Origin of the sequence: Scytonema sp. HK-05 (assembly GCF_963872035.1) — a bacterium.
GTDB lineage: Bacteria > Cyanobacteriota > Cyanobacteriia > Cyanobacteriales > Nostocaceae > Kalymmatonema.
On record NZ_CAWMYC010000111.1, the window covers coordinates 55522 to 81908 of the forward strand.

General features: G+C 44.0%; 27 protein-coding genes and 2 pseudogenes. 8 read left to right on the forward strand and 21 right to left on the reverse strand.

All coding sequences use genetic code 11. The annotated features are described in order from the left end of the window. Positions 1-284: 284 nt before the first annotated feature. Positions 285-1580, reverse strand: a complete 1296-nt coding sequence (locus tag AACT52_RS21860) for an APC family permease (protein WP_073633351.1) — start codon at positions 1578-1580, stop codon at positions 285-287. Between the two features lie 156 nt (positions 1581-1736). Here AACT52_RS21860 and AACT52_RS21865 point away from each other — a divergent pair, with 156 nt between their 5' ends. Then, complete coding sequence (locus tag AACT52_RS21865) at positions 1737-2162, forward strand: beta-lactamase hydrolase domain-containing protein (protein ID WP_073633352.1); 426 nt, start codon at positions 1737-1739, stop codon at positions 2160-2162. Here the strand turns inward: AACT52_RS21865 and AACT52_RS21870 are convergent. Together AACT52_RS21870 and AACT52_RS21875 are read right to left on the reverse strand one after the other, a co-directional pair. Next, positions 2153-2461 (reverse strand): PadR family transcriptional regulator, encoded by a 309-nt coding sequence (locus AACT52_RS21870; RefSeq protein WP_073633353.1) that lies wholly within the window; start codon positions 2459-2461, stop codon positions 2153-2155. The two genes, AACT52_RS21865 and AACT52_RS21870, sit on opposite strands and share 10 nt — an antisense overlap. Positions 2462-2574: 113 nt before the next feature. Then, positions 2575-3303, reverse strand: coding sequence for a Bax inhibitor-1/YccA family protein (locus AACT52_RS21875; RefSeq protein ID WP_073633354.1), 729 nt, complete (start codon positions 3301-3303; stop codon positions 2575-2577). A 492-nt stretch (positions 3304-3795) separates the two neighbouring features. Here AACT52_RS21875 and AACT52_RS21880 point away from each other — a divergent pair, with 492 nt between their 5' ends. Further along, positions 3796-4569, forward strand: coding sequence for an RNA polymerase sigma factor SigF (locus tag AACT52_RS21880; RefSeq protein WP_073633355.1), 774 nt, complete (start codon positions 3796-3798; stop codon positions 4567-4569). 62 nt (positions 4570-4631) lie between these two features. Here AACT52_RS21880 and bchD read toward each other — a convergent pair whose 3' ends face one another. Next, positions 4632-6770, reverse strand: coding sequence for a magnesium chelatase ATPase subunit D (bchD, locus tag AACT52_RS21885; RefSeq protein ID WP_073633356.1), 2139 nt, complete (start codon positions 6768-6770; stop codon positions 4632-4634). Between the two features lie 638 nt (positions 6771-7408). Between bchD and AACT52_RS21890 the strand changes: the two genes are divergently transcribed. Both AACT52_RS21890 and AACT52_RS21895 read left to right on the forward strand, forming a co-directional pair. Further along, entirely contained in the window at positions 7409-8464 is a 1056-nt protein-coding gene (locus AACT52_RS21890; protein WP_073633357.1) for a tetraprenyl-beta-curcumene synthase family protein, read from the forward strand. 257 nt (positions 8465-8721) lie between these two features. Further along, positions 8722-9843 (forward strand): FAD-dependent oxidoreductase, encoded by a 1122-nt coding sequence (locus tag AACT52_RS21895; protein WP_073633358.1) that lies wholly within the window; start codon positions 8722-8724, stop codon positions 9841-9843. 77 nt (positions 9844-9920) lie between these two features. Here the strand turns inward: AACT52_RS21895 and AACT52_RS21900 are convergent, their stop codons facing one another. From AACT52_RS21900 to AACT52_RS41475, 11 genes and pseudogenes are all read right to left on the reverse strand, one after another. Beyond that, positions 9921-10382: a cupin domain-containing protein gene (locus tag AACT52_RS21900; RefSeq protein ID WP_073633359.1), complete on the reverse strand. Its 462-nt coding sequence runs from the start codon at positions 10380-10382 to the stop codon at positions 9921-9923. A 16-nt stretch (positions 10383-10398) separates the two neighbouring features. Continuing rightward, positions 10399-10809 carry a RidA family protein gene (locus AACT52_RS21905; protein ID WP_073633360.1) on the reverse strand — a complete coding sequence of 137 codons (411 nt, stop codon included), beginning with the start codon at positions 10807-10809 and terminating at the stop codon, positions 10399-10401. A 71-nt stretch (positions 10810-10880) separates the two neighbouring features. Further along, the gene (locus AACT52_RS21910) at positions 10881-12428 is read right to left on the reverse strand and encodes a hypothetical protein (RefSeq protein WP_073633361.1); all 1548 of its coding nucleotides are present in this window, start codon (positions 12426-12428) and stop codon (positions 10881-10883) included. Between the two features lie 269 nt (positions 12429-12697). Further along, the gene (locus AACT52_RS21915) at positions 12698-13873 is read right to left on the reverse strand and encodes an LptF/LptG family permease (protein ID WP_233154045.1); all 1176 of its coding nucleotides are present in this window, start codon (positions 13871-13873) and stop codon (positions 12698-12700) included. A 74-nt stretch (positions 13874-13947) separates the two neighbouring features. Further along, positions 13948-14676, reverse strand: a complete 729-nt coding sequence (lptB, locus tag AACT52_RS21920) for an LPS export ABC transporter ATP-binding protein (RefSeq protein WP_073633362.1) — start codon at positions 14674-14676, stop codon at positions 13948-13950. Positions 14677-14697: 21 nt separating this feature from the next. After that, positions 14698-15216 carry an LptA/OstA family protein gene (locus tag AACT52_RS21925; RefSeq protein WP_073633363.1) on the reverse strand — a complete coding sequence of 173 codons (519 nt, stop codon included), beginning with the start codon at positions 15214-15216 and terminating at the stop codon, positions 14698-14700. Between the two features lie 412 nt (positions 15217-15628). After that, entirely contained in the window at positions 15629-16030 is a 402-nt protein-coding gene (locus tag AACT52_RS21930) for a DUF309 domain-containing protein (RefSeq protein WP_073633364.1), read from the reverse strand. Beyond that, positions 16027-16392 carry a ferredoxin thioredoxin reductase catalytic beta subunit gene (locus AACT52_RS21935; protein ID WP_069348604.1) on the reverse strand — a complete coding sequence of 122 codons (366 nt, stop codon included), beginning with the start codon at positions 16390-16392 and terminating at the stop codon, positions 16027-16029. Before AACT52_RS21935 ends, AACT52_RS21930 begins: the two co-directional genes overlap by 4 nt. A gap of 381 nt (positions 16393-16773) precedes the next feature. Then, positions 16774-16932 (reverse strand): annotated as a pseudogene (locus AACT52_RS21940) (DUF58 domain-containing protein); the annotation flags it as partial. Between the two features lie 382 nt (positions 16933-17314). Next, the gene (typA, locus tag AACT52_RS21950; RefSeq protein WP_073633365.1) at positions 17315-19105 is read right to left on the reverse strand and encodes a translational GTPase TypA; all 1791 of its coding nucleotides are present in this window, start codon (positions 19103-19105) and stop codon (positions 17315-17317) included. A 200-nt stretch (positions 19106-19305) separates the two neighbouring features. Beyond that, positions 19306-19455: a hypothetical protein gene (locus AACT52_RS41475; RefSeq protein WP_198940975.1), complete on the reverse strand. Its 150-nt coding sequence runs from the start codon at positions 19453-19455 to the stop codon at positions 19306-19308. Positions 19456-19576: 121 nt separating this feature from the next. On the opposite strand from AACT52_RS41475, the gene cobW reads away from it, so the two are divergent. Both cobW and AACT52_RS21965 read left to right on the forward strand, forming a co-directional pair. Then, positions 19577-20623, forward strand: coding sequence for a cobalamin biosynthesis protein CobW (gene cobW / locus AACT52_RS21960; protein WP_073633366.1), 1047 nt, complete (start codon positions 19577-19579; stop codon positions 20621-20623). A 137-nt stretch (positions 20624-20760) separates the two neighbouring features. After that, entirely contained in the window at positions 20761-21237 is a 477-nt protein-coding gene (locus tag AACT52_RS21965; protein WP_073633367.1) for an ABA4-like family protein, read from the forward strand. Positions 21238-21560: 323 nt separating this feature from the next. Here the strand turns inward: AACT52_RS21965 and AACT52_RS21970 are convergent, their stop codons facing one another. From AACT52_RS21970 to AACT52_RS21985, 4 genes are all read right to left on the reverse strand, one after another. Further along, a complete protein-coding gene (locus tag AACT52_RS21970; protein WP_073633368.1) occupies positions 21561-21779 on the reverse strand; it encodes an acetyltransferase in 219 nt (72 codons plus the stop codon). Between the two features lie 264 nt (positions 21780-22043). Then, positions 22044-22355, reverse strand: a complete 312-nt coding sequence (locus AACT52_RS21975; RefSeq protein WP_073633369.1) for a DUF3181 family protein — start codon at positions 22353-22355, stop codon at positions 22044-22046. A gap of 115 nt (positions 22356-22470) precedes the next feature. Continuing rightward, complete coding sequence (locus AACT52_RS21980; RefSeq protein WP_073633370.1) at positions 22471-22728, reverse strand: 2TM domain-containing protein; 258 nt, start codon at positions 22726-22728, stop codon at positions 22471-22473. A gap of 490 nt (positions 22729-23218) precedes the next feature. After that, positions 23219-24388 (reverse strand): LLM class flavin-dependent oxidoreductase, encoded by a 1170-nt coding sequence (locus tag AACT52_RS21985; protein ID WP_073633371.1) that lies wholly within the window; start codon positions 24386-24388, stop codon positions 23219-23221. A gap of 356 nt (positions 24389-24744) precedes the next feature. On the opposite strand from AACT52_RS21985, the gene AACT52_RS21990 reads away from it, so the two are divergent. Beyond that, positions 24745-25257, forward strand: coding sequence for a hypothetical protein (locus tag AACT52_RS21990; protein WP_073633372.1), 513 nt, complete (start codon positions 24745-24747; stop codon positions 25255-25257). 7 nt (positions 25258-25264) lie between these two features. On the opposite strand, the gene AACT52_RS21995 is transcribed toward AACT52_RS21990, so the two are convergent. Both AACT52_RS21995 and AACT52_RS22000 read right to left on the reverse strand, forming a co-directional pair. Next, positions 25265-25585 carry a DMT family transporter gene (locus AACT52_RS21995; protein WP_073633373.1) on the reverse strand — a complete coding sequence of 107 codons (321 nt, stop codon included), beginning with the start codon at positions 25583-25585 and terminating at the stop codon, positions 25265-25267. 92 nt (positions 25586-25677) lie between these two features. Then, complete coding sequence (locus AACT52_RS22000) at positions 25678-25998, reverse strand: DUF2087 domain-containing protein (RefSeq protein ID WP_073633374.1); 321 nt, start codon at positions 25996-25998, stop codon at positions 25678-25680. A 138-nt stretch (positions 25999-26136) separates the two neighbouring features. On the opposite strand from AACT52_RS22000, the pseudogene AACT52_RS22005 reads away from it, so the two are divergent. Then, positions 26137-26331 (forward strand): annotated as a pseudogene (locus tag AACT52_RS22005) (Uma2 family endonuclease); the annotation flags it as partial. Positions 26332-26387: the final 56 nt, after the last annotated feature.

The following is a 26387-nucleotide window of genomic DNA, read 5'->3' on the forward strand; positions in this document are numbered from 1 at the left end:
TCCATACGTAGAGACGCGCTGTTTGAAGCGTCTCTACAAAATCTATTTGTCACATTCTTTTTTCAAAATGGTATTAAAACAAGTTCATGAAAATATTAGCAAATATTAGCAGACATCAGCAGATATGCTAGACTAGTTGACAGCAATCTTTGGTTGTTGTCATGAAGCTATCTGAGTATGCCAAAAAATTAGGAGTTAGCTATTACGGACGGGCAAGATGCCCATCCCACAAGATATCTATTTAATAGAACTGATAAATCCTCTAAATATTTGTTGACAAAATACTAATTTTGTGTTAATAGTTGTACTGCCGTACGCCAGATGAGTCCAGCAACAATCAACGCTAAACCCACCAACCAAATTTGCTGTTCTACCCAAAAGGCTAGAAACGCACAGGAAGCCAAGCCCGCCCAACCTATCCATTTAGGATAAAGCCGTTCCTCGGGTGACAATTGCAGTGCTGCAAAGTTCGTAATTGCATAATAAATTAAAACGTTAAAGGCACTGAACGACCATGTGGTTTTCACATCTCCAATCAGAACCAAGCCTGCGATCGCAACTCCCACAACCAGCACTGCCAAAACGGGTGTGCTTCCTGACTGATTCAATCTGGCAAACAACCGTGGTAAATCCCGGCGTCTTCCCATTGCCAGTACAACACGGGACAATCCCAAAATCAAGTTCAGTAGCACCCCTAGCATTGCAGTCATCGCCCCGATCGCTACAACCAAACCAGCAGCAGGACCAGCAACATTACGAATGGCTACTTCAAGAGGTGCAGCTTGTGCTTGTTGAGTCACGTTGCCCAACACACCTGCTCCCACTGCCCCAATGCCAACTGCTGCCACTGTAATGTAAAGCAGCATTGTCAGCAGCAGACAGACAATCATAGCTCTAGGAATGGTTTTTCGCGGTTCTTTTGCTTCCTCGCCCATTGTAGCGATCCGACCATAACCTGTGTAAGCCACAAACATTAGGGCTGTAGCATGGAGTACTGATGCGGCATTCCCTGAGAAGAAGGGTGTTAGATTTTCAGCACCGACGGTGACAGCACGCGGCAAACAGACAATGACAAATAAACCCAAAGACAGCAATGTCACCGATACGATGATAATATTGACGAGGTTAGAGCGCCGAATTCCACTTAGGACAATTGCCGTAAAAACGATGACAGCGAAAAGAGCCGTGGGAACGAGCAAGCCACGCCCCATTAAATTGGTTGTGGTCAATAAGTAACTGGCAAAACCTAAGGCAGCAGTGGCAGCAGATGCTGTTTTAGCTAAAAGAAACATCCAGCCAGCTATAAAACCAAACCAAGGATTTAAATATTTGTACCCATATTCATATGTTCCACCACTCACGGCATGATTAGCAGCTAGTTGGGCGCTGTTCAGACCGTTGCAGGTAGCGACAAAAGCGGCAAGTGCTACTGCAACAATCACCGCAGGTCCAGCAATTCCAGCCGCAATACCTATGCTCACAAACACGCCGGTGCCAATAATTGACCCCAGCCCCATCATGGTTGCACCTAGCACTCCCAACTCTCGTTGCAGTTGGGGTGTTATCGTTTTACCTGACACAAGAAATCTCCTCGTGAGCTTGAGTTTCTTACCACTTGTTTGGATGCGCTAATATTATCGTATATCGATATCGTTTTTCTATATATAAAATGGCATAAGTCGTGTATGATCTGTTCAATAAAAGTACACTATTTTTAGCAACATACCGGAGTATTTATGGAGAACGCTAAAAAGGTCAGTGATGAACTCTATACTGCTGGGCAACCAACATCTGGAGATTTGCAACAAGCAGTTCAGGAGGGATTTAAATCTGTCGTTAATTTACGTTCTCCCGATGAAGCGGATTCTCTTTCGGATGAGCAGCAGCAGGTGGAAGCGGCGGGACTCAATTACGTCAACGTGCCGCTAAATCCCAAGAAGGCTGATGATGAATTGACAGCTAAGGTTCTCAAGGAGATTTCGGGCTTACCAACGCCAATTTTGTTGCATTGCGGTGCGGGGGCAAGAGCTGATGCCCTCGCTTTGATTGCTCTTGCCACTAAGGAGGGGTTAAGCCGCGAGCAGATTTTGAAAAAAGCAGAGGAACTAGGAATTAACATAAATCAGCCGCACCTTAAACAGTTTTTGGAAACTCAAGAGTGATCCTCAAATAATTCTCCGAACAACTCTCTAACCTTCTGTTTGGCATCCTCTAAAGCCTCTTTTCCCAAAGGCGTTGCTCGGTAAACCCGGCGCGAGTGCTTTCCTGAACGCTCCTCAGTTGAGTGTAGGTATCCCTTGCGCTCCAAGTCATGAAGCATGGGATAGAGAGTTCCTGGGCTAAGCTTATAGCCATGACGAGCTAACTCCTCAATGATGCCCAGACCGAATATCGGTTCTCGAACTGCATGATGAAGAATGTGAAGTCGAATTAGACCTGAGTAGAGTTCTTTGTGGTCCATTAAACTGAATCTTGAATTCTCGTCCCTTCAACGATAAAAAACCGTGGTTTTCAAGGTCAAACCACGGCTTATTTTTTCGTCCAAAAAATCTTGCCAAAAAATCTTAAATGTTCTTAATCGCGACCGTTAAGAGCAATAAGCAATCGCAAAATAAAAACAAACAAATTGATGTAGGTCAAGTACATTGATAAAGCTGCAGGCAAGTATTGGTCATCTTTGTAGGTGCGTGGCAGGATGTAAAAGTCAACCACAGATGCACCCACAAAGAGAAACACGCCCAGACCGGAGATGGCAATTTCTAACCAATTCGGCGTATAAACACCAAATGCGCTGAACAAAAGTTGGACAACGAGTACGGCAACTAGGGCAATTACTCCCAGATTAATCGTTTTGGTCAATGCCATACCATCTTGCTCAGAGAGATTTGAGCCAATTTGACGGGCGGCAATAAACGTAACACCACAACCGAGGGCAGCCAACCCAATACCTTGAATACCTACACCTTGGTTTTTCAGTGCCACAAAGATTAAACCACTGAGAGTGTACCCCGTGAGAAGGCTGTAGGTTGCCAACAACGGCAGTGCAACTTTGTTATTGCCTTTTTCGGCAACGTTCTGGGAAACGAAGAACAGAATCAACTGTAGGACGATCGCACCAAAGAAGGTGGGTAAGAATAGCCCGGGGTTAGTACGGAGAACACCCAGTCCGCCGTAACTTCCCAGTGCCGTTAGCACCAGCCCACCGCCTACATACGGCAAGGCGTTGGCAATCACATTGGGACCTACGAGGGCTTGAGTTTTAGCCTGACGAAATGCGTCACGGAAGTTGCTGGTATTGCTCATGTTTTACAAATGGTTTTTAGTCAAGCATTGCTCTTATTCCCATTTTTACTGATAACCAGAGCTAGTGACCATAAAGTATAGTGCTGAGTCCTAAGTTATTGCTCAGTAGGTCGGCACAAATAAAGTTAACGAGTGTGCCTCCTAACGGAGGAGCTACGAAGGGCGCAAAGCAGCGTCTGGTGACAGGAGAGGGCTGTCATGAGTCATTAGTAAGAGTGCGCGAGTTTCAGGCGTTATTACTTTCCCTCTTCTTCGTGTTTATTTCTAACCTACCTACTTATGTAGCACTCAGTACTCTGAAATGTACATTTTATAATCTCAAACCAACCAAAAATTTCCAGAAAAAGTAACCGTGTAAATGCTGAAATCTTGGAGAAGAATCCTTATAAGTTCAGTGAAACAACGAATTGTGTCCTTAAGCGTTTCTAAGGAAAATAATGACAGCTTTGATAAAGTTTAGGCAACTCCATTTTTTATAGAAAAGGAGTTTATATGACAGCAAGTCAGTTTTCTATCCAATTTGATGGTATGGAATTATTACGGTTATACCATCAAAATCGTTGTATTAAAACTCGTAATCAACTTGTACAATTACATACTGGCTTAGTACGAAAAATGGCTCATAAATTCAGTCATCAATGCAATGAGCCATATGAAGATTTAGAGCAAATTGGTTATTTTGGTTTGATAAGAGCAATTGAGCGCTTTGATCCAAGACAAGGATATGCTTTTAGTTCGTTTGCCATACCCTACATTCGGGGTGAAATGCTGCACTTTTTACGCGATCGCGGTACCCTATTAAAGATTCCTCGCCGTTGGCAAGAACTCTATAATGAGGGGCAAAGAGTTCGCAAAGAATTGGCTGGGACTTTAGGTCGTCCTCCCAAAGATTCAGAAATTGCAAGCGTTCTCAAGGTATCTGTCCAAGAATGGCAAGAAACCAAATTAGCTGTTCAAAACCGTATGCCTTTGAGTTTGGACGCTACGATAGTTCAAAACATTGATTGCCAAATTACCCTAGGTGAAGCACTTCCTTGTCAACGTTCTGTTGCTGTGCAACAACAAGACGAAGAACGGCAACAACTTCAAGGAGCAATAAATATGCTAGAAGAAAAGCCCCGCATGGCAGTTGAAATGGTGTATTTGAAGGAACTTTCTCGCAAAGATACCGCTAAGAATATTGGCACGAGTCCAATGACAGTGACACGATATTTGCAAAAGGGAGTTCAAGATTTAGTCTCTATGTTAAGACCGCAAGCGGTGTAGCAGCAGGGTTATGATGTTCTTTTTAGAAAATAGGAGAGAGCGGGGAGATGAGGATGCTCACATCAACGAGATTTCAAATCAGCAATTGCTCCTTTTGTCATAGCAGCAATGGCTTTATCCGTAGCTTTGGGCAAATGGTAATACTTGCCTCCTGCTGTCTTGGCTAACTCCTTCGCAAACCCAGTAGAAACGAATTTACTTTCCGTATCAATGACTAATAACTGCATTCCCAAAGCACGTATTCTGGCACCAATTTCTAACAATTCTGCTTTGATATCTGGTTTTTGTCCTGGTTCTTGCGGTTCTCCCAAAGAACGCGACAGAGGAATATTGCCGCGTCCATCGGTTATCGCTACAATCACAACTTGTCCAATATCTCCACTCATCTGGGCATTTGAACCGACGCGCACAGCTTGGGTTAAACCATGAGCCAGCGGGGAACCACCACCACAGGGTAATCTTTCCAGGCGGTTACGCGCCAAAGCAATAGAACGCGTCGGAGGCAATAATACCTCCGCCTGTTCTCCTCGGAAGGGGATCAACGCCACTTGATCACGGTTTTGATATGCTTCTGTCAGCAATTGCATAACCGCACCTTTAGCTGACTGCATCCGGTTCAGTGCCATTGAACCTGAAGCATCTACCACAAATACGACTAAAGCACCTGCTTTGCGTACCAAGCGCTTAGCTCGAATATCACCTTGTTCCACAAATACGCGCCGCTGTTTTGACGATGACGAAGATGAGGATGTATTGTCTCCCTTGCTCCCCTGCTCAAGAGCTCCCCTGCTTTCATACCGCTGCCGTCGTGCTTTTTGATACGGAGCTGCTGCTCTGAGTGTGGCATCTACAGCAATCCGTTGGACTTTGCCCTTAGGCAACATCGGCTTAATATAGCGTCCCCGGTCTTCAGAAAAGATGATACTGCGACTGCCAGACTTACCTCGCTTTTGGGCTATTTGAGCAAAATAAAGCACACTGGGGTCAAGAACTACCCCTTCAGGGTCAAAGATAAATTCTTCTGGGATGCCAGGCGGTTCTTGTTCTGGCTGTTCTTGATTTTCTTCTTGTTCTTCCTGTTCTGGCTGTTCTTGATTCGATTCGTCTTGGGGTTCCTCTTGATTTTGTGGTGGAGGTGGAGGCGGTGGCGGTGGTTCTTCGGGTGGCGGTGTCTGCACGACAGTTGCCCGTGGGACTATCACCAATTCCACAGCACGGCGCAAATCTTCGGCATTCACTTGTGTGCGTCCATCCAAAGCAGCAGATGCACGCGCCACGCGTGCAGCAAATAACTCAGCACGGTGTCCTTGCACTGCCCCTCGAATTGCTTCTTCCACCAAGTAGGAAATTTGTTCATGGGTGATGTCAACGTCTTTTAACCATTCCCGTGCCAGGATAATTTGGGTTTTGATGGCGTCTGTATCTTCGCTGTACTGCTTGAGAAATTCTTGGGGAGATAGGGAGTAGGCGATCGCTTGCTCTACAGCTTGCACTCTGTCATCTAAACCTAGGACACCATCTGCAGAAAGGGCGATCGCAATTCTATCTAATAAGTGTTCCCGTAATGCTCCTTCTTCTGGATTGTAGGTAGCGATAAATAAGGGCTTGCAGGGATGCTGAAAACTGATGCCCTCGCGTTCAATTTGGTTGCGTCCCTCAGATAAGACTGTTAAAAGCTGATTAGATATCTGCTCATCTAATAAATTGATTTCATCTATATAGAGAACGCCTCGGTGTGCTTGGGCGAGCAAACCTGGTTGAAAGATAGTTTCTCCTTGCTTAACTGACTGTTCGACATCAACAGAACCCAACAGTCGGTCTTCTGTCACTCCCAAAGGAATTTGTACAAAGGGTGTGCGGATGATTTCGGTTTCTATTGTGGAGTGCGCATCCGGTTCCTCCGACTCCAATGGCAAGCAAGATGCTTGCCCCACAAGTGCCAAAAGTTTGTCATCCCATTCTTGTGGACGGTTGGGATCGCAGTTGCTGATAGAACCTTTAACAACTTCAATGGGTGGAAGTAGGGCGTGGATAGCACGCGCCATCACAGATTTTGCCGTACCGCGACGACCTGCGATCGCCACTCCTCCTAACCCTGGATCTACCGCTGCTAGTAGTAAGGCTAATTTTATTGCTTCCTGACCGACTACAGCTGTCAGGGGAAAGGCGTTACTGAGAGGGGTGATGGAAGGCGCAGGCATAGTTTGAATCAAAGCTAGTCCAGGTTCCTAGCATACCAAACCTGACGACCTCTGGGATAGTCTACTCCCCTAATGTTGAACATTAGTGACCATGTTCTTGGTAAAGAAAGCAAGAAATAGAGCATCGTTCACTTTCAATATTGACTTTCAAGACCCGAAACCGTTTCTCTAGAATTCACTTTGCTTTCAGTTTCTTCAATTAATATTGTCGATACAGGTTTCTTCTGGATAGTTATGACAAAATTCTAACGAACTTCTGGTTAGTATTCAGCAATACCTTACTCCATTAGTAATAAATCATTGCTACCTCTTTAGCCAGAGGCGTTAGTACTATCAAGCCTCTAAGGTAAAGCTAACAGGCAAGGCTACCTCTGATGTTTTCAATCAAATTGAATGAGGGGGTGTGCCGAATTTTTCTACTTACGGCTTTGGTGCGCTCGCGAAATCATTGCCTACTTTTCCATCAATGCCAGACTCAACCAGCTGCAAATAAAGTATGCAGTCACAATATCATAGCACTCCAGAAGGGTTAAGCCAGTGCCATTCAAAGGTTGGTGATGGATCGGAACTAGCAAATTTTCAAATTTTACCAAATAATCAGTAGTTCAACTTACCCATTAGAGTATTCAGCTTAGTTTATGAATATTCCGATTTACCCGTGGACATTAATGTTAAGAACTTATCGTAATGTCCTTCCAACCGTTCGTTTTTACTTAAATCAATGGAAAGAACGTGCAAATAAAATTCCAAATTTAGAACTTCGCAACCAAGCATTAATGAGTATCGAAACAAAAACATTTCACTGTGAAGGTGGAGCCATATATGGATTATTGGCTAAAAACTACAGCGAGGAACTGATACGTTTTATTGTTGCTTATCAAACAATTAGTGATTATTTAGATAATTTATGTGACCGAAGCACCTCGCTTGATCCTGAGGATTTTCGCGCTTTGCATGAATCAATGTTTCATGCCTTAACGCCAGGAGCAGAATGCGTAAATTACTATCGCTATCGTCAGGATCAAGAAGATGGAGGCTATTTAAGACAACTGGTTAAAACTTGCCAGGATGTGTTAGAAAAAATTCCAGCTTATCCAAAAATATCTTCGGCTCTTTATGAACTAGCCACCTATTATTGTGAGTTACAAGTACATAAGCATGTGCAGGTTGAAGAGCGTGTTCCGCGATTAAAAGCCTGGTTTGAATTGCATCAGGATAACCTTCCTGAGATGAGTTGGTATGAATTTTCGGCCTGTGCTGGTTCAACACTGGGAATCTTCTGTTTGATTGCCTATGCCTCCGATGAAAATTGTACTGAAGACTTAATCAAGCAAATCAAAAATGCTTATTTTCCGTGGTTGCAAGGGCTACATATTTTACTTGATTACTTGATTGATCAGGAGGAAGATCGTCTTGGTGGTGATTTGAATTTTTGTTTTTACTATAAAAATAAAAATGAAATGACCAAGCGGTTTACACATTTCCTGAAAAAGGCTAAGGAAAGTGTAGCTCAGTTACCACATACAAACTTTCATCAGATGATTAATCAAGCATTAATAGGGATTTATTTGGCTGATGAAAAAGTCAGAAGTCAAAAGGAAGTTCAAGAAATGAGCAAACATCTTATACGCCTTGGTGGCGGTTCGACGTTCTTTTTTTTCTTAAATGGTCGGGTTATGGCTCTTCTTCGCTAATGTCAACTGTTTATATATAGCAGTTTTATTTGTGTTGTAAAAATTATCAACCGCCAAGACGCCAAGAGCGCCAAGAAAAGAGAGAACAGAGAATTTTACGTTCGCGTAGTGTGCCCGAAGGGCTTATGATTTAGGATTGCTATAGCAACACCATCTGTTTAATTAGTCAGACTATTGGATTGTAGTGTACTTGTCCCATCTTTTTGACTTTAGCACCAATCTCAATTTCTAGATAAAATTGCAATGGAGTTCCAGAGATGTCTAAAATCGTTGTTATTGGAGCAGGTCCAGCAGGATGCTCAGCTGGATATCATCTTTCTAAAAGTGGGCATCAAGTGACTCTTATAGATAAACAGAGCTTTCCTAGAGACAAAGTCTGCGGAGACGGCATCAGTTTTAAGTCGGTTCAGGCGTTGTTCCCAATGGGGATCTACCCGCAGGATATCAAACGCTTGATGCCCGAGTTTGCGCCTATCGATGGGCTTTTGCTCGGAGTCTCGAACGGAAGTTACAATCTGCATAATACTGAGCTTGAAGGATATTGCATCCCTCGGTTTGCCTTTGACAACCTACTTTATGAAAGAGCTATAAATGCAGGGTGCATTGCTCTCACCCAAAGTATCACCAATCTTGACCGCCACCCGGAGCTGTACAGCGATTTTGATTACATCATAGACGCGCGCGGCGTCAGTGCGGGTGATGTGGATGCGATCGCTATCAGAGCGTACTGGAGTATCAAGTCAGAAGATTTCGAGCCATACCTTTCCAAGGCTCAAATTTACTTTGACAAAATTCTTGGGATCAACGGGTATGGTTGGATATTTCCAGCCGATACAAAAAGTGGATTGGTGAAACTCAATGTTGGAGTAGGCATATGGATGGATGAATACCAAAAGATGAACACAAACATCATCCGGCTTTTTGACCAATTCATCCAACGTAATGATAGAACGAAGGAACTCTTAAGCAAGATTGTTGCGAAGCATAAACCCAAAGTTTATCCCCTAGCAACTGCAAAGAAAGGCAACAAAGTTAGCAATGGAAAAATCCTGAGGATTGGTGATGCTGCCAACTTAACAGATTCTCTGACTGGCGAAGGGATTGCAAATGCCATTCTCAGTGGTTTATATGTTGCACAAGCAATCAATATGAGCACCACTCTGGATTTGGCAGCCCAGAATTGGCAACGCCTTTATCAGGCATATTTTGAGGAGGAGATCCGTGCTGGCTTGCGGATAAAATCTTTAAGGAAATACTCATTCATGAACAATATGCTTATCTGGCTGATGAAAAGGAATCATCGAGTTGCTGAACAAGTGACTCATGCAATTGTGGGCGTAGTTCCGTATAATGAGCTACTACCTTCATTTAGGCATTGATAGAGCGTTTGGTTATAGTCGGTATTCGTTTGAGGAGCAACAGTCTGAGTCATCTTAAAAAGTGAGTCATGAATGAATTAAACAGAGTTAGGAACTGGATATTGGTCAAACTTTTGCATCAATTCAAGTAGCTCCTCTTGGCTAGGCTGTCGTCCATTCTTAGTCAGTTCGGCTAACCCCTCAAAATACTGCTCGCGTGAATCCGCAGGACAGAACATAATTAACAGCTTTGATCGCGTTTGTCCTGGATTGGAGAAGCCATGCGCAGTGTTCTCTGGCACAAGCATTAAAGTTCCAGGCATGGCAGTCACTTTACGTTGATCCACGAGCAATTCGACTGAGCCTTCTACTACATAGAATATTTCGGTCAATTGCTTGTGAATATGAGGACTTGCGCCTTCGGTTCCTGGGTCCATGACAAACTCGAATAGCCCAAAGTGATTATGTGTATCTTTGCCTGTCACTTTGAAGGTGCAAGTGCTGGTGCGAATTTGGACTGATTGCCCTTCTCCTGGTAATAAGATGACGGGTAGCGACATACAGACCTCCTAATGGTTAAGAATTTGGAATGACTGCAACAGCATCAACTTCAAACAACATGCCATCAAGTGCAAGCCTTGGCACCGGAATAAGCGTCTGAGTTGGTACTCGTTCTCCCCACATCGCCTGCACTACAGCCGTTAATTGCTGCAATTTGGACTCGTTATGATCGACCACAAGCGTAGTAAGTTTTACCACGTGTTCCGGACGTGCGCCAGCGGCAGTTAGAGCGACGCGGAGATTGGCAAAAGCCTGCGTCAATTGGGTAGCAAAGTCACCAACAAGATTGCCTTTTTCGTCCTCGCCACCTTGACCTGCAACATAAATAATAGTTGCTCCTGGTGGTGCGATCGCCACATGAGTGTAGCCATTTGTCCATGGGTCATACAACCCTACTGGATTGATACGTTGAATTTCTCTAACCATTGCTGTAGATGATTTGAGCCAAGTTATTTTCTAAGAAGGGGATGGATATTTGTCCCCACCTCTTAAGGATACTAGTATCTATTTATCTGTCCACCACCTGTATACTGTCCTGGAATCTGACCAGGAGATGAATAAATAGACTGTGGTACTGAACCAGGCGATTGCTGCAACCCTGAATTTCCATAAGTATTAGGAATTACAGGAGTATTAGAAGTAACACTACCTTGATTGGGGGTGTAGTAGGGAGCAATGTTATTGGGTGTAGCAGAGGTGTAGGGTGAGACTACCGATGCTGGTTGTGCAACACTAGGCAATGGCTGACCGCTATTTGTGATATTCAACCTATTCCTCATAATTTGGTCATAAAGAATAGCGGAGCGATCAGGGACTGCACTTGGAGTTTGCGGTATGCCTCTTAGTCCTCGTTGAGGTTGAGGGTAAGCTGCGCCAGAAATGGGATTTTGCGGTAGTAGGTTATTGAAACCCGGTTGAGGGTTAGCTGTTCTAGAAAAGGAATTTTGCTGCTGATTTGAGATTCCTGGCTGTATGTAACCTGCGCCAGAAATGGGAGTTTGGGGTAGCAGGCTATTTGCACTTGGTTGAGAGTAGCTTGTTCCAGAAATAGAATTTTGTTGTTGATTTGTGACTCTTGGCTGTATGTAACCTGTTCCAGGAATGGAATTTTGCGGTAGTAAGTTATTGAAACCCGGTTGAGAGTAGCCTGTTCCAGGAATGGAATTTTGCAGCCCATTTGTGACTGGGGGTTGTATGTAACCTGTTCCAGAAATCAGTCCCGACTGCGTAGAACCTGTTCCTATATTGGGATTGATTGTGTTTGGACTTAACCCAGTGCTTGGAATAATCTGACTACTTCTGTTTTGGTTGGATAATTGGGATTGCTCAAAGAGATTTTTTTGAGTTGATGTGGTGCCATTTAAGTTTGGCTGATTCTGGTTCTTCGATTGGTTAAGCGCCGTTTGCAGGGCGCTTTCTGAGGCAATATTTTGATTAGGTCTGGTAGTATCTGCTAATCCCGTACCCAAACCAAAGGAATTTTTTACTGGATCTTGTTGACCAAACGAAGGTGTTAAAGCATTGACTGCTTGTGAGTTGCTACCACTCTGAAAATTCTTTAGCTGCAATAAATTTTCTGCTTGTGTAACAAAGGGATTTTCCAGCTTTGGAGCGGGTGCGGAATCACCTTCCTTGACGCTAGCCTTTGATTTGTCATCAGTTGCAGAAGTTTGGCTTTTGCTATTTAAAGCCTCTAATAAGATGTCTCTGCTGTTTTTTGCCTGAGTCTTTTGCGTGGGCTTGGTCGTTCTTGCTGCTGGTGAATTTTCATTGCCCGAATCCGTATTAAACAGGACTGGTAAGCTATCAATGTCCGCAGCAATTGCCCGATCTTCTTCTGAAAGAGACGATTTGGCAGGCTGGTTTGCAGCGAATTGGTTTTTTTGCCAATCAGTAAAAAAGCTTGGATTTGCCCAGTATTCTTTAATGGTCAGACCTACGACCGATAAAAAAATTGCTGCTCCCCAAAAACCAGGTCGCGATAAGTTCCATAACCTAGCTTTGAGATAGCGTAAGTGCGCGGGAGGATAATGGCGGCGTGACATGGGCAATAAAGTTTGGGTTTACAAAGAAAGTGGCAAAACTTCAGAAAAGTTCAAAGCAGTCGTTTCCGTATGAAGCTTTTCTCGTTGACTTATAGCAATTTTCATTTTTCTATGATTCGCGAGTACCCAATTAACCCCAAGAATTTTTCGCCGTTACTGGGTATACTCCAAACCGTCAGGAGATATCACAAACGAACTTGAATTTTACTTTTATCCTACCTACTCCACAGTTATCAGTCATCACCTGCAGGTGGATTTTAGTAGAAAATTTATCTTTGTGCTACCCGCATCAATAAGAATGTACCTATTCCTAACCCTAGGAAGTTCGGCAACCAAGCTCCCACAATAGTAGAAAAAATACCCGCCTGTGCTAAAGCACCGGTAATAAAATAAAGTATATAGTACGTAAATATAACGATGACACTTATACCAAAACTTGTGCCTCGACCTGTGCGCTGAGGTATGGTTCCCATTGCTGCACCAACCAAGCCAAAAACGACACAGACAAATGGTAAGGCTATTTTTTGTTGAATCCTGACTTCGAGTTTGCGAATTTTTGGCTCATCACCGCCGAGGCGTTCAATCTCCAATTGTTCCAGCGATTGGGCAATGTTCATTTCACCATAGTCTCGGCTTTTCTGCGCCAAATCTAGTGCTGTACGAGGCAATTTCACTTGTTGGTGTTCAAACCGTAGGATATTGCGATAAGAGCGGTCTGGGGCGACCAAATAGATGGTACCGTTGTAAAAATCCCAGAGGTTTTGAGATGGATTCCACTCGCCTGATTCTGATACAATAATTTGACTTAAACCTTCTGTTGAACGGTCTATAATCGTCAAGCCTTTCATCTGCTTGCCATCAAATTCGTCAGCATAAAACAGGCGGTTCAGAATTTTTTTCTGACCCTTACCATCCTCCTGCTTGACCTTTTGGTATTCTGGATAAAATATATTTTGCTGCTTAACAATACTTGGCTGCTCTGACTTTAAAGCTTTGTCCAAAATTTGAGATGCTTGATATTTTGAGGCTGGTGCAAGATGCTCGTTAAACACAAAGGTCATTCCTGTGACTACCAAACTCAACATCACAGCGGTTAGCACCATCCGATAGACACTTACCCCACAGCCGCGCAGAGCGATCAGTTCGCTTTCGCTTGAAAGACGACTGTAAGTCATCAAAGTCGCCAGCAGGGTAGACATGGGGAAGGCTAAAACGATAAACTCTGGCAGCCTTAACACAAACACCTGAACGGCAATCCCTACCGGTAGCCCGGATTCGACAATTTTCCGCACCAACTCGAACATCGCATCTATTGTGACGCCGATGGAAGCGAAAGCCCCAACACCAAACAAAAATGTTGGCAGCAATTCCCTCGTCAAGTAGCGATCCATGATCGAAAATGGCAGCAGCGAATTAAGGGTGTAGAAAGACTTGTATTTAGCCATTAGTCAGAAGTCATGAGCCATTGAAAAATAAAAAACAAAAAAATATTTGAAAAGTTTAATTTCAAATTCTTAATCTAGACTTGGAACTTATCGCCTAGATAGTATTGTCTGACAAGCGGGTTATTATAGAGTTCGCTAGAGGTGCCAGAAGCAAGGATTTGCCCTTCGCGCATAATATATCCGCGATCCGTAATCGCAAGAGTTTCGCGGACGTTGTGATCTGTAATTAAAATGCCCATATGGCGATCGCGCAGTTGCGCCACAATTTGCTGAATTTCTGAGACTGCGATTGGGTCAACTCCAGCGAATGGTTCATCCAAAAATAAAAATTTTGGTCCTTCCCTTCCAGCTGCTAAGGCTCTTGCCAATTCCGTTCGGCGTCTTTCACCTCCAGAAAGTTGAATTCCTTTACTATTAGCCAACTTTTCCAAACGAAACTCCCGTAGCAAACTTTCCACTCGCCGTGCCCATTCCCAGCGTGGTACATTAGTTTGCTCTAGCACTAAAAGAAGATTGTCTCGCACGCTAAGCTGGCGAAAAATACTTGCTTCCTGCGCTAAATAACCAATACCTAGCCGCGCCCTTCTATGCATTGGCAATGGAGTCACATCTATATTGTCTAACCAAACGCTTCCTTGGTCTGGTTTTTCTAACCCTGTGGCAATGTAAAAAGTTGTCGTTTTACCAGCGCCATTGGGACCAAGTAATCCAACGATTTCGCCTTGAGCAACAGAAAGGTTAACGCGATTGACGATAACTCGCTTGCCGTAAGATTTGTGGATATTTTCTAAGACAATTTTCACTTGTCTGCGCCCTTTACTCAGTTATCGCTGCTGGTTAGTTTTCTTTAGAGGCGCGGTTGCCGGAGCAGATCCAGGAGCTTGATTGTTAACTTGATTGTCGTTGACCATGTAGATTGATTCTACCTGACGACCTGATTTGGGTGTAGCAACAAATCGCCCTTCGTCAATCAGATACGTCACTGTGTCAGCTTTTATACTATTACTGCCCTGTTGTAAAACATAAACATTGCCACTGAGAACAATTTGACGTTCGCGGGTAAAGTATTGTGCTTGGGCAGCAGTTGCCTGAATACCTCGTCCTGGATAAGACAGTTCTACGTCACCGCGAACAGTTGCCACTTGTGTTTTAGAGTTATACTCTTGCTGTTTGCCACGGATGTAGAGAGGACGATTTTGCCCAGCAGGTGCTTGAGGTGTTTGTGCAGTCGCTCTTTGCAGTTGGCAGGGAAATGTCATTGCGCCCAAAAGTGCAACTGGTAGCATCAAGGCTAAGCCCAAACGACGCTTATGAAATTGAGGCAATTGATAGTGGGGCATCATAGCAATTTAGAATTTATGATTTCTGATTGTTATTCCAATTCTCTCAACTACTTTAACCAGAAATAAAATACACTTTCTGGACTTTTGTTTGGATAGTAACTGGTTAAAACTAAGACTATTGACGCTTTCCCCATCTTTAAGGTTTCATATCACGTCCGGTTTGTTACCTAGCAGTTCCCTTAGAACCTCACCCCAAGGAGTGGCTGACGCCAAACTTCCCCTGCCTGCGAGCGCAAAGGGTTTCTCTCGTGCCAACTAGGAGCATGGTGGGGTTCCGTCCTTTGCAATGTATGCTACTTAGTCTAGAAACGAACTTGTTTTGTTGACTGCGAAAGCACACAGATTTGCTTCTACTGCCAACTAGCTTGAATTTCAAATATCTTAATAATTATTTAATATTTTTTTGAATTCTTTACTCTTTTTCATGATTCACTTGTATAATCCTGGGCAAGGGCAAAGCTTCATCTTCACCCAGCTTAAGGGCAGCAATCTTTTCTGGCTCTGTTTGTTGTAGTGCGGTCAACAATGCCGCACTCTGGCTTAATACTTCGTCTACATCAATGCCGCCATATTCTGATGGGTAACGTCGCAGGCGATTGCTACCCTCACCCAACAAAATCATTGCACCACGCAAGTTGTGGTTACTTAGATGATACAGCGCCACAGCAATTTGCAGAATGCCTTGATAAAAAGTTTTTTCTGGCTCTGCTGCTTCAATCCACAGAGCCTCTAAGGTGTCATGACAGGCATAGTACTCCCCAGCATTAAACTGCTCGACACCTTGCCAAAACTCATCGGGCATTCCTTCGTTCATGCCATGCTATCTCGCACTTGTTTGATTGTTTCTAAAGAGATTTCTTGCTGATCCCCTGCAAAGTCATTATCTGAAGTGAGGAACAGCATACAGTGGCACTCTTTGCGCTCTCGCATTGGGACGCATGGACAGTTCCAAAAAGTCGCTTTGACTTCCGCTTCTTTGTCTTCATAGTGGCGACAGGGACACAAAGGAGCTCCAAGTTCGTCTTTGTGCTTGGCAAGTCCTTCAATGACAACTGCTGTCACAGAGGGTTCAGAACAGAAGTACGTTCCAGTGCGCTTGGCGTATTGTTCGGAAAAATGTCGCATTGCCTCTAGGCTGTGTTCGCTGGATTTTGTGTTAACTTCTGGTGAAATCATGGGATCGGCGACTCATAATTTAAACATTTCTTTGCATTGTACCGCAGCCTATGGGAGCTATAACTAGGGATGATTCCCCCTATTTATAGAGACTTTGGATTTTGAATGCATGGATTTTGGATTGGTGAAAACTGCACGGGGAGCAGAGTATACTGGTACTGGCATGCATCTTGCAAATCATATAGAAATGCCATTTCGCTGCATTCATTGAAAATTTGAATCCAAGAAATTTGTATTTCTTCTTAACTTATTGTTTTTTGCAACTGGGGTTGGAGTGGTTGTTGAGAGTCCAACACTATCCGTGGATAATCTCTATTCACTATCACCTGTTCGTCGGGTAAAGATACATTATGCCACAGCACCCAACTGCTGCCGCTAGGTCTTGTGTACTGCTTTGCCTAAGATAATAGGTAATATATCTTGAACTTGCAGCAGAGTAACAGGTCGGTTGGTCTGGTTGAGGATTTCTAATTCGATTGTTAAATCGTCTCCTGCTGTCACACGTTAAATCGGAAGACGCTGGACAACTAAACCCAAAAGCGGTGCTTTTGATGTGACTACTCCATTAGGAAAATTGCAGTCTATTCGTCACAAGCATTGTCAGCCAATCCATCGCAAAGATGGTTACTCGTACAGTTTTCACCCAATGTCCACTATTGTCCAGTAAAACGTTGTTTAGAGGCGTCGCGATCGCGCTGGTAAGATTGCTGCTATCCCAAACAGGGCAAAACTTACGCCACTAATAACATATAGCCAGCCATTGTATTGATGCCTGCTATGAAAATAAAACCACAGATGGACACAGATGCACACAGATAATTTATCGGTGTGTATCGGTGTTCATCTGTGGTTCTTGACTAAATACAGACTTTTGTAACAAGTCTATTGACAGATGCGCCATAACGCATCTTTACAAGACTATCTAGCGTTTAGCTAACTTCTTCGCCACCTTCCGCAGACGAATTGACTGGGGAGTGACTTCCACCAGTTCATCGGGTCCGATGTATTCCAAAGCACGCTCTAGACTCATGTCTACTGGTGCTTGCAGCTGCACCAGTTCATCACCGCCGGATGCACGGTGGTTGGTGAGTTGCTTTGTTTTACAAACGTTCAGTTCCAAGTCTTGGGGACGATTGTGTTCTCCCACAATCATGCCTTTGTAAACCTTGGTTCCTGGAGTGATAAAGAATACACCTCTATCTTCGGCGTTCTTCATGGCGTAGAAGGTGGAAACCCCTTCCTCAAATGAGATTAAGACGCCTTTGTTACGAGCCTCAATATCACCAGAGAGAGGACGGTAGTCAAGGAAACTGTGGTTCATGATACCTTCACCACGAGTCATCCGCATGAATTCACCCCGGAAACCGATTAATCCACGGGCGGGAATGACAAACTCTAGCTGGGTGCGTCCGTTAGCACCAACTTGCATATCTTGCATTTCGCCTTTGCGTTGCCCGAGTCGTTCAATACAACTGCCAACGGCATCTTCAGGAATATCCAATACCAAAAGTTCGTAAGGTTCGCAAGGATGCCCGTTGACTTCGCGGTAAATCACCTGTGGCTGGGATACCTGAAACTCATAACCTTCGCGGCGCATGGTTTCGATTAAAATGCCCAGGTGGAGTTCTCCACGTCCGGAAACTTGGAATTTATCCGGGGAGTCGGTTTCTTCAACGCGTAAGGCGACGTTGGTTTCTAGTTCGCGGAAGAGGCGATCGCGCACTTGCCGCGATGTCACCAACTTGCCTTCTTGACCAGCAAACGGCGAATCATTCACCGAGAAGGTCATTTGCAATGTTGGTTCATCTACCTTAATCAGTGGCAATGCTTGGGGATCGTTGGGGTCAGTAATTGTTTCCCCAATGTTGGCATCGGCAAACCCTGCTACAGCTACGATATTGCCAGCGGATGCTTCTGTGATTTCAATCCGCTTTAGCCCTTCAAAGCCCATCAGCTTGCTGATTTTTCCCTTGACAGTTTCGCCGTTTTCTTTCATCAAAGCGGCTTGCTGCCCCATGCGGATAATGCCGTTGTGAATTTTGCCAATGACAATCCGTCCCAGATACTCGGAATAATCCAGGGTTGTCACTTGTAATTGCAGTGGTTTCTCTGGATCACCCACTGGTGCTGGTACATGGCGCAGGATAGCTTCAAACATCGGCTGCATATCCTTGGCTTCATCTTCCAACTTTTCTTTGGCGTAGCCACTTAAACCGGAAGCGAACAAGTAGGGAAAATCACACTGGTCATCATCTGCCCCTAGTTCCAGAAACAGATCCAATACTTTATCTGTAGCACCATGCGGATCTGCTTGGGGACGGTCGATTTTGTTAACGACGACGATGGGGCGCAGTCCTTTTTCTAGGGCTTTTTTCAAAACAAAGCGTGTTTGGGGCATGGGACCTTCGTTGGCATCAACAATGAGGATGCAACCGTCAACCATGCCGAGTACACGTTCGACTTCACCGCCGAAGTCAGCGTGTCCGGGGGTATCGACAATGTTGATTAGCGTTTCTCCATATCGAACCGCAGTGTTTTTGGAAAGAATTGTAATTCCCCGCTCCCGTTCAAGAGCGTTGGAGTCCATGACGCAATCCGGAACGTCTTCTCCTTCACGGAAGATGCCGGATTGTTTCAGGAGAGCGTCAACAAGGGTTGTTTTGCCGTGGTCAACGTGGGCAATGATGGCGACGTTACGGATTGGGAGCGTCATATGCGCGTTTGGATAAAATCTAGAGAGGACTTTAGAACTTATATCTAGTGGTGGAATGCTTTAACAGAACTCGGGTGGTTTTGAAAATTCTGTAAACAAGCCTTAATAATTCTATATTAACTCTTTATAGTTCAAGTGTTTTTTAGGAAACCAACCGCCAAGACAACATGAGGATGCAGAAAAATATTCTTGAGAGGGCGCTACTTGATACAGATATTCTGTGATTCCACCATGCTGATGTTTTCCTGGATTCTCCCAAAATGACACCAGTGTTTCGGTAAGTTGAGCAATGGCGTGGGCAGATGGGCAGAAGTTACAGCAGATCCTAACTGTTGTCTGGCTTGATTCATGGAATATTAGCTTTGGATGATAGCTCTTTTTGTCACACCTTCTGATTTCCAATCGACTCGGTGATGAGGGAAAATGCAAAAGGCTGATTTCATGCTTTCTGTGCAAAATTTCAATTAAACAATGGCTACAAAAATTCCCGTTACCATCATCACCGGATTTTTAGGTAGTGGCAAAACTACCCTGATTCGTCACCTGCTACAAAATAACCAGGGACGCCGCATTGCTGTTTTAGTCAATGAATTTGGAGAACTCGGTATTGATGGCGAATTGTTGAAGTCCTGTCAAATTTGCCCAGAAGATGGTAATGACAGTGATAATATCTTTGAATTAACCAATGGCTGCTTGTGCTGCACTGTGCAGGAAGAGTTTTTGCCGACAATGCAACAGCTGATCAAGCGGCGAGATAGCATAGACTGCATTTTGATTGAAACTTCTGGTTTAGCGTTGCCAAAACCACTGGTGAAGGCTTTTCGCTGGCATGAAATTCGCAACGCTGCTACGGTGGATGCTGTGATTACTGTGGTAGATTGTGCAGCAGTCGCAGCAGGGACATTTGCCAGCGATCCAGAGGCGGTGGAGGCGCAGCGGCAGGCAGATGATAGTCTAGAACACGAAACACCCTTGCAAGAACTGTTTGAAGACCAACTTGCTTGTGCTGATTTGGTGGTGTTGAATAAAAATGATTTGGTCGATGGTGAGACAAAGGCAAGAGTTGAGGAGTTGATTAAACAAGAGTTGCCTAGGGTTGTGAAGATTGTAGAGAGTTCTGAAGGTAAGCTCGACCCATCTATACTATTAGGATTTCAAGCTGCAGTCGAAGACAACCTAGACACCCGTCCCAGTCATCACGACACTGAAGAAGAACACGACCACGATGAAGATATTATCTCAACTCATGTGATTTTAGACCGTGCCTTTGACCCAGAAAAACTGCGGCATCAGTTGCAAACACTGGCACAACAGCAAGAAATTTACCGCATTAAGGGCTTTGTGGCGGTTCCAAATAAACCTATGCGTTTGGTGATGCAAGGCGTGGGAACTCGAGTGGAACAATTTTACGATCGCCCTTGGAAACCACAAGAAGCAAGGCAAACCCGTTTAGTTTTCATTGGTCGTGATTTGAACTCTTTTGAGATTGAGTCACAGTTGATAAGTTTAACAAATTAGATTTGAAAATTGAACCACAGATGGACACAGATGGACACAGATGAATTATCTGTGTGTATCTGTGGTTAGAGTTTCATATAATTAACTCTTGAAAGTTGAAATATAACAATTTCTGGAACTCCTAACTTTTAAACACTATGTCTATCGTTCAAATTTTCAACGTTGCTAATCTTTTCGTTTTGCCTTTTTGGGCATTAATGATTTTCCTACCAAAGTGGAAAGTGACACAAAGGGTTATGGAATCTTATCTTGCTTTTGTGCCTTTAGCAGCAGCGTATTTGTATTTGTTTGTTACCAGTATCACGCCAGAAAACGCCCAAGCTTTATCGAGCCCTCAATTAGCGGATCTTGCCCGAGCATTTGCTAATGAAAACGTGACTGCAATTGGTTGGATTCATTTTTTGACCTTCGATTTATTTGTCGGGCGCTACATTTATTTGGAAGGACAGAAAACAGGGGTTTGGACAATTCATTCGTTGGCACTTTGCTTGTTTGCTGGTCCTTTGGGATTACTTTCTCACATTTTCACGTACTGGATAACAAAGAAATTTTTCCCGCGTGGTGAGGGTGAAGTCGTCGAGGTAGCAGAAAAAACAGCATCTTCTGAAGTATAGTAACTCGAAGTCACGGCTTGTCAAACAAAGCTTACGTGGCATACTCCCACACTCCTGCAAAGGGTGAGTGTCGGTTTCTCAGCCAATCCGGCTATTGCCCGCAAAGTAAGCTAAATCATAAGCCCTACCGGCTCCCTTCGGCTACGTGAACAACAAAATTCCCGACTTCTTTAAGAAGTCGGGAATCTGAACTTTCAATTTTCACAAATCAAATAGGATTGCTATATAGATTCTCTACCGAATCCTACTGAAACAATAGTCTCTATTCCCAGTCCCTAGTATTGAAATTCAAATGAAATCCCAAAAAATCTTGATTTCTAGAATCAAGAAGCTTTGCCGTTTCTATAGTCGGCATCTAACCAACAACGTGGTAAACTCTCACCAGATGGAAAAACTAGATTTTCTTTTTTATAAGAATCAGCTTGTTGCTCTTCTTGACCTTCTTGCTGTTGTGCATGAACAACGTCCTGATTGGGGTTGAGCAATTCCTGAACATCAATAACTTTCACCAATTCACCACTATCTTTGAGTTGTAAAAGCATAAAAATAGCCTCGAGAAATTTACATGAAAACGAAAACTAGTTTCTCGAAACTAGTTTTACATACACTCCGGGTGGATTGCTAAAACACCCTCATATGAGATATGCAATGAATAAAAGTCACAAAAAACAGAACTAGAGTGTGTATCACTCCTATCTTGTCTGGTGTTTCTTCTAAGGAATACTTATTATTGAACTGATACTTAGTTATTACTTTCTCCTATTTCATAGGGAAAAGCAGATTACAAGACAAGCAGAGTCCTCAAATTACATATCCCGCTGATATTTTTCTAAAATATCTACTAGGTTGACCTGGCATTGCAGGGGTAGTAAATCAATCAGAGGAAGTTCTCTTCTTCCACCGCCAATCTTAACGCGAATAGATTCTAGGGCTTGTATGACTTCTTCCTCTTCGACTGGTTTACTGGCGGTAATTAAGGGATACACTTGTTCTGCAACTACAGTATGCAGCTTAGCATCCGATAAGTAAAGGTGCCACTTGGCAATATCTATATAAACATTTTCGCCAATCTCTGCTGCTAGGGCTTCGAGTAATTCTGTTGTGTTAGTCTTAGCCATAAAAATAACCCTATATAATGAGCGGGAACTCTCATCCTGTAGACATTATCGCTCAAATATCTAGATTGGCTCTACCACCACAAGTTACAATCGCCCTAGCCTGTGGTGTCCATCTTCAGGTGGATGTGGGTGGTGTTTGTGAGTAGTTGGCGATCGCCGAAATATAAATCAAATGTCCTAATAGCACTACGCTCCAAAGACCTGTTAACCAAGGTAGCCACTCCCAAGTAGCTGAATTGAAGTTATGGAAAAACCACAAACCAGAATTAATTGCCGCAAATATCGCCACATGAACGGCAAAATTCATCCGGTCATCTAACTTACGGTAAGCAGGGTCTTTGCGATCAGGTTCACGAGGCCAACGAGGCGGCATAAATATTTATTACAGACTTTTACAAGATAAGTGTCTCATTAATTTTAGAATTTTTTCGAGTGTGATTGATATCTGTCTGACAAATGTACCAAGGTTTTCTGTCTGCTTACTATCATCCACAAGCCTAAATTAGGGAGTAAGTCTCTCTAATATTGTGTGTTTCAAGCCTCGACACCAGAGCTCTGCCGATGCCTTTTGTGGCTGCTGTGATCAGGATTGTTTTCTCTTCAAGCATCAGTACATTCCTTAGAGGATGTCTGAAAAGATTGGATAAGGTATATTTTGTCATTCTGAGCGTAACGAAGTGGAGCGAAGAATCCCTATTCACCGTGGATTTGTGAGATGCTTCACTGCGCTGTCGCTCCGTTCAGCATGACATTTTTGACTTCTCAGACATCCTCTTAGATTCCTTAAAAAGAGTCGTCTTCAAGGAAACTTTACCCAAGCCCCCCTCCGACGTCAAATCCTGATCGAATTCCTTGGTTGCTGCCTATCGGATCTCTCCTGTTGTGAGGGGTGTCATCGGCTGCAGGGTAGGTAGGCGTCCTTGAAGTTCTGCAAGCCTAACGTTTGGCAAATGAGGCAACACAAGCTTTGCAAAATAGTGACATTCTTCAATCAAGGGATAGCCGGAGAAAATGAATGCTCGGATTCCCATATCCATATAACGATGCAGCCGTTGAAGTATCTGCGAGGGATTTCCCACGAGTGCTGCACCACACCCGGAACGCGCTCGTCCTATTCCCATCCATAAGTTCCCCTCTATGTAGTCGTCTTCGTCGCCAAGCGATCGCAAAGCATCCTGTTTTAACACGCCTACGGAGCGAGAATCTTGAGCGCGAGATTTCAGTTGTGCACCGCGAGATGCGTCGAGTTCCGATATCAAGGTTTTTGCCCATAGACGCGCCTCTTCCTCGGTTTCGCGTACAATTACATGAATGCGGAGTCCAAAATCGATACGCCGTCCATAGGTAGCAGCCCTTTTTGAGAGATCCTGCATGCTCTCAAACAGTCCTTCTTCAGTATCAGGCCACATCAGAAAGACATCGCAATATTCGGCACACACTTCACGAGAACCTGCTGAGATACCACCGAAGTAAAGCAGCGGTCCGCCATTTTGCTGATACGGTTTCACTGGGTCACTAGGTAAGCTAAAGCGATAAATCTGCCCTTGAAGCTCTATCCTCTCTTGCGTCCACGCCTGTTGAAGAATCTCGATCACCTCTTTGCACCGTTGATACCGATACTCTGGGTCTTCGACAAGACCAGGTAGTTCGGAATTAATGATGTTTACGGTGAGCCGTCCGTGCAACAGATGGTCTAACGTCGAAAGATGACGTGCCAGCATCGGAGGGTGGATCTCGCCTGTACGTATTGCGGTGAGTAAGCTGATCTGCTGTATTTCAGATGCGATCGCACAAGCAAAAGGTAATACTTCCTGACCCAACATATAGCTTGTGGGCAGTAGAATATTCTTATAGCCTAAAGAATCAGCTGTCAGTACAATATCACGGCAGTGCTCGTAGTTGCTACGCCGAGAGGGATCAAGCTTTCCTAAACGATCTGTGTCACCCCCGCATAGATCGGCAAACCAACCCACCTCACATACCCTCTGCTGCGTCCTAATGCTAGAAAGCCGAGCTACATCGTCCTTAAACATATTCTCATTCTCCTAAATAACTTTATAAGTTTTACGCTACGCGAATCTTAGCCGCCTTACTTGAAAATAACTACTTTTTCTAGGCACCATTGTCGGCTTGTTCTGCCATTCTCAATCTGGCTGAAGCTTTGGATGTCGATAGTTATTGATAATTTGGAATTCCTCGGTTCAATGCAGCATCTGTGTAGGACAAACAGGTGACTTCCGACTTGCTCACAATTAGCTTGCCTTCAAGCTAATTTTCATTAACCAACTCAAAAAAATCAGCGGTAAAAATGTATATTAATATTTCTGGTTGATCCAGATCACAATCCTTGATTTCTTGTCCCTTACTAGCTTCTAGCCCTTATCGCCTGATGCTAACTTACTATCGCAAGCCCTATTGCCTATCACTCATTTCCACAGACCAGCCAGTTTGGTCTGTCGTTGAAACTGCGGTAACAGTGTATCAGAAAGACCGCAACCGATTCCTCTTACTGTTGACCGCACCGTCTGTAAACGAATCTGTTGTGCAAAACTCTCAAAATCTAGAGAACACACCTTGCCAAGAGCAAGATCATCCTCATCTCCCTAGTACTCCCCAGCAATGGTGGTTGGAAATTGCTCCTAATCAAGTGACTATGACACAGCAAGGTAACGCTCAGTTGAGTTACCGTCACTTTTGGCAACAGGGCGCGTATGGCAGGACTCGCTATTGGTTGCCGAATGAATCATCACAACATAACCAACCTATCCGCCTGCATAATTTTACCCGTAGCCTAATACTGAAGGCAGACCCAATACCTGAGCAGTTGCGAGTGGAATACGAATTGTTAGCTGGAAATGTCCAACTGGGAAGTTACATTCTCAATTTAGAAATTAAACACTAAATGAGGGTTACTCTGGAGAGACGAGCCTAAGTCCTACCACACCTATGACAATCAAGCCGATGCAAGTCAGGCGGCGCACTTCAATAGGTTCTTGAAATAAAACTATACCTAAAAAAACTGTACCGACGGCTCCTATACCTGTCCATACAGTGTAAGCAGTGCCAACTGGCAGTGTGCGAAGGGCTATTGACAAAAAGCCGAAACTGAATATCATCAGGGCGATTGTAGCGACACTGGGACCGAGCCTAGTAAACCCTTGTGCATACTTTATACTAATTGCCCATCCAACTTCAAACAGACCAGCAATCAGAAGATAAATCCATGCCATACACCCTTCCTTTGTGTGTTGCAATACTTGGAACTTTGACTTGATTTTCTCCTCAAAATGCGCGATCGCACCATCAAACGTAGGATTATTGTCTACAACTCAGTCCGCTTCATGATTTCAGTTTCGGACTTCCAAAGGGCTGCTGGCAATCGCCAGTAAAAACCATTTTCTCGCTCCATAAGTTGATAACCAATGAGTTCTCGTCGCAATGTTGCGTAGTCAGAGTGATGACGAGCAATAATTTCATTAATTTGACGTTCTGTATAAGTTACCTCTGGCTCAAATTTTCTGACTAACCACCTGAGTACGACTAAGCGTTTTTTGCGAGAAGCAGGAATTTTTATGAGGCTTATTCCATCAAGATAGTTTTTGAGTACTTTTTCTTCCCATGCATCTAATTTGACATTTTTCATCCCTTGCACCTTGCTCTCGAAGATATTAACACGTAAAGGGTCTTTGCATGGACAACGGGTGCTGAGTTGAGAGTGCAATGAGTTGCAGTCGCTTTAAGATGAGAAAATAAAAAGAATCATTGGGAGGAATCAATCGCCATGACCGTTATCGCTGCTAAATGGACGATTGACGAATATCACCGCATGATTGCCGCCGGCATTTTGAGCGATCGCCAAGTTGAACTGCTTAAGGGAGAAATTGTCGAAATGTCGCCGGAAGGGGAACCCCATGCTTATTCTAGTCATGAAGCGGGTGAGTATCTAAGCCAGTTGTTAGGTAACCGTACCACAATACTTGATACTCCCCACGGCTAAAAGCCGGGGGATTCTTGAAGAGTCCACAAACGAAC

Coding starts and splice junctions, on each gene's coding strand:
- AACT52_RS21865 (WP_073633352.1), top strand. CDS start 1,737: ATGGAGAACGCTAAAAAGGTCAGTGATGAACTCTATACTGCTGGGCAA.
- AACT52_RS21870 (WP_073633353.1), bottom strand. CDS start 2,461: ATGGACCACAAAGAACTCTACTCAGGTCTAATTCGACTTCACATTCTT.
- AACT52_RS21875 (WP_073633354.1), bottom strand. CDS start 3,303: ATGAGCAATACCAGCAACTTCCGTGACGCATTTCGTCAGGCTAAAACT.
- AACT52_RS21880 (WP_073633355.1), top strand. CDS start 3,796: ATGACAGCAAGTCAGTTTTCTATCCAATTTGATGGTATGGAATTATTA.
- bchD (WP_073633356.1), bottom strand. CDS start 6,770: ATGCCTGCGCCTTCCATCACCCCTCTCAGTAACGCCTTTCCCCTGACA.
- AACT52_RS21890 (WP_073633357.1), top strand. CDS start 7,409: ATGAATATTCCGATTTACCCGTGGACATTAATGTTAAGAACTTATCGT.
- AACT52_RS21895 (WP_073633358.1), top strand. CDS start 8,722: ATGTCTAAAATCGTTGTTATTGGAGCAGGTCCAGCAGGATGCTCAGCT.
- AACT52_RS21900 (WP_073633359.1), bottom strand. CDS start 10,382: ATGTCGCTACCCGTCATCTTATTACCAGGAGAAGGGCAATCAGTCCAA.
- AACT52_RS21905 (WP_073633360.1), bottom strand. CDS start 10,809: ATGGTTAGAGAAATTCAACGTATCAATCCAGTAGGGTTGTATGACCCA.
- AACT52_RS21910 (WP_073633361.1), bottom strand. CDS start 12,428: ATGTCACGCCGCCATTATCCTCCCGCGCACTTACGCTATCTCAAAGCT.
- AACT52_RS21915 (WP_233154045.1), bottom strand. CDS start 13,873: ATGGCTAAATACAAGTCTTTCTACACCCTTAATTCGCTGCTGCCATTT.
- AACT52_RS21925 (WP_073633363.1), bottom strand. CDS start 15,216: ATGATGCCCCACTATCAATTGCCTCAATTTCATAAGCGTCGTTTGGGC.
- AACT52_RS21930 (WP_073633364.1), bottom strand. CDS start 16,030: ATGAACGAAGGAATGCCCGATGAGTTTTGGCAAGGTGTCGAGCAGTTT.
- AACT52_RS21935 (WP_069348604.1), bottom strand. CDS start 16,392: ATGATTTCACCAGAAGTTAACACAAAATCCAGCGAACACAGCCTAGAG.
- typA (WP_073633365.1), bottom strand. CDS start 19,105: ATGACGCTCCCAATCCGTAACGTCGCCATCATTGCCCACGTTGACCAC.
- AACT52_RS41475 (WP_198940975.1), bottom strand. CDS start 19,455: ATGAATCAAGCCAGACAACAGTTAGGATCTGCTGTAACTTCTGCCCAT.
- cobW (WP_073633366.1), top strand. CDS start 19,577: ATGGCTACAAAAATTCCCGTTACCATCATCACCGGATTTTTAGGTAGT.
- AACT52_RS21965 (WP_073633367.1), top strand. CDS start 20,761: ATGTCTATCGTTCAAATTTTCAACGTTGCTAATCTTTTCGTTTTGCCT.
- AACT52_RS21970 (WP_073633368.1), bottom strand. CDS start 21,779: ATGCTTTTACAACTCAAAGATAGTGGTGAATTGGTGAAAGTTATTGAT.
- AACT52_RS21975 (WP_073633369.1), bottom strand. CDS start 22,355: ATGGCTAAGACTAACACAACAGAATTACTCGAAGCCCTAGCAGCAGAG.
- AACT52_RS21980 (WP_073633370.1), bottom strand. CDS start 22,728: ATGCCGCCTCGTTGGCCTCGTGAACCTGATCGCAAAGACCCTGCTTAC.
- AACT52_RS21985 (WP_073633371.1), bottom strand. CDS start 24,388: ATGTTTAAGGACGATGTAGCTCGGCTTTCTAGCATTAGGACGCAGCAG.
- AACT52_RS21990 (WP_073633372.1), top strand. CDS start 24,745: ATGCTAACTTACTATCGCAAGCCCTATTGCCTATCACTCATTTCCACA.
- AACT52_RS21995 (WP_073633373.1), bottom strand. CDS start 25,585: ATGGCATGGATTTATCTTCTGATTGCTGGTCTGTTTGAAGTTGGATGG.
- AACT52_RS22000 (WP_073633374.1), bottom strand. CDS start 25,998: ATGAAAAATGTCAAATTAGATGCATGGGAAGAAAAAGTACTCAAAAAC.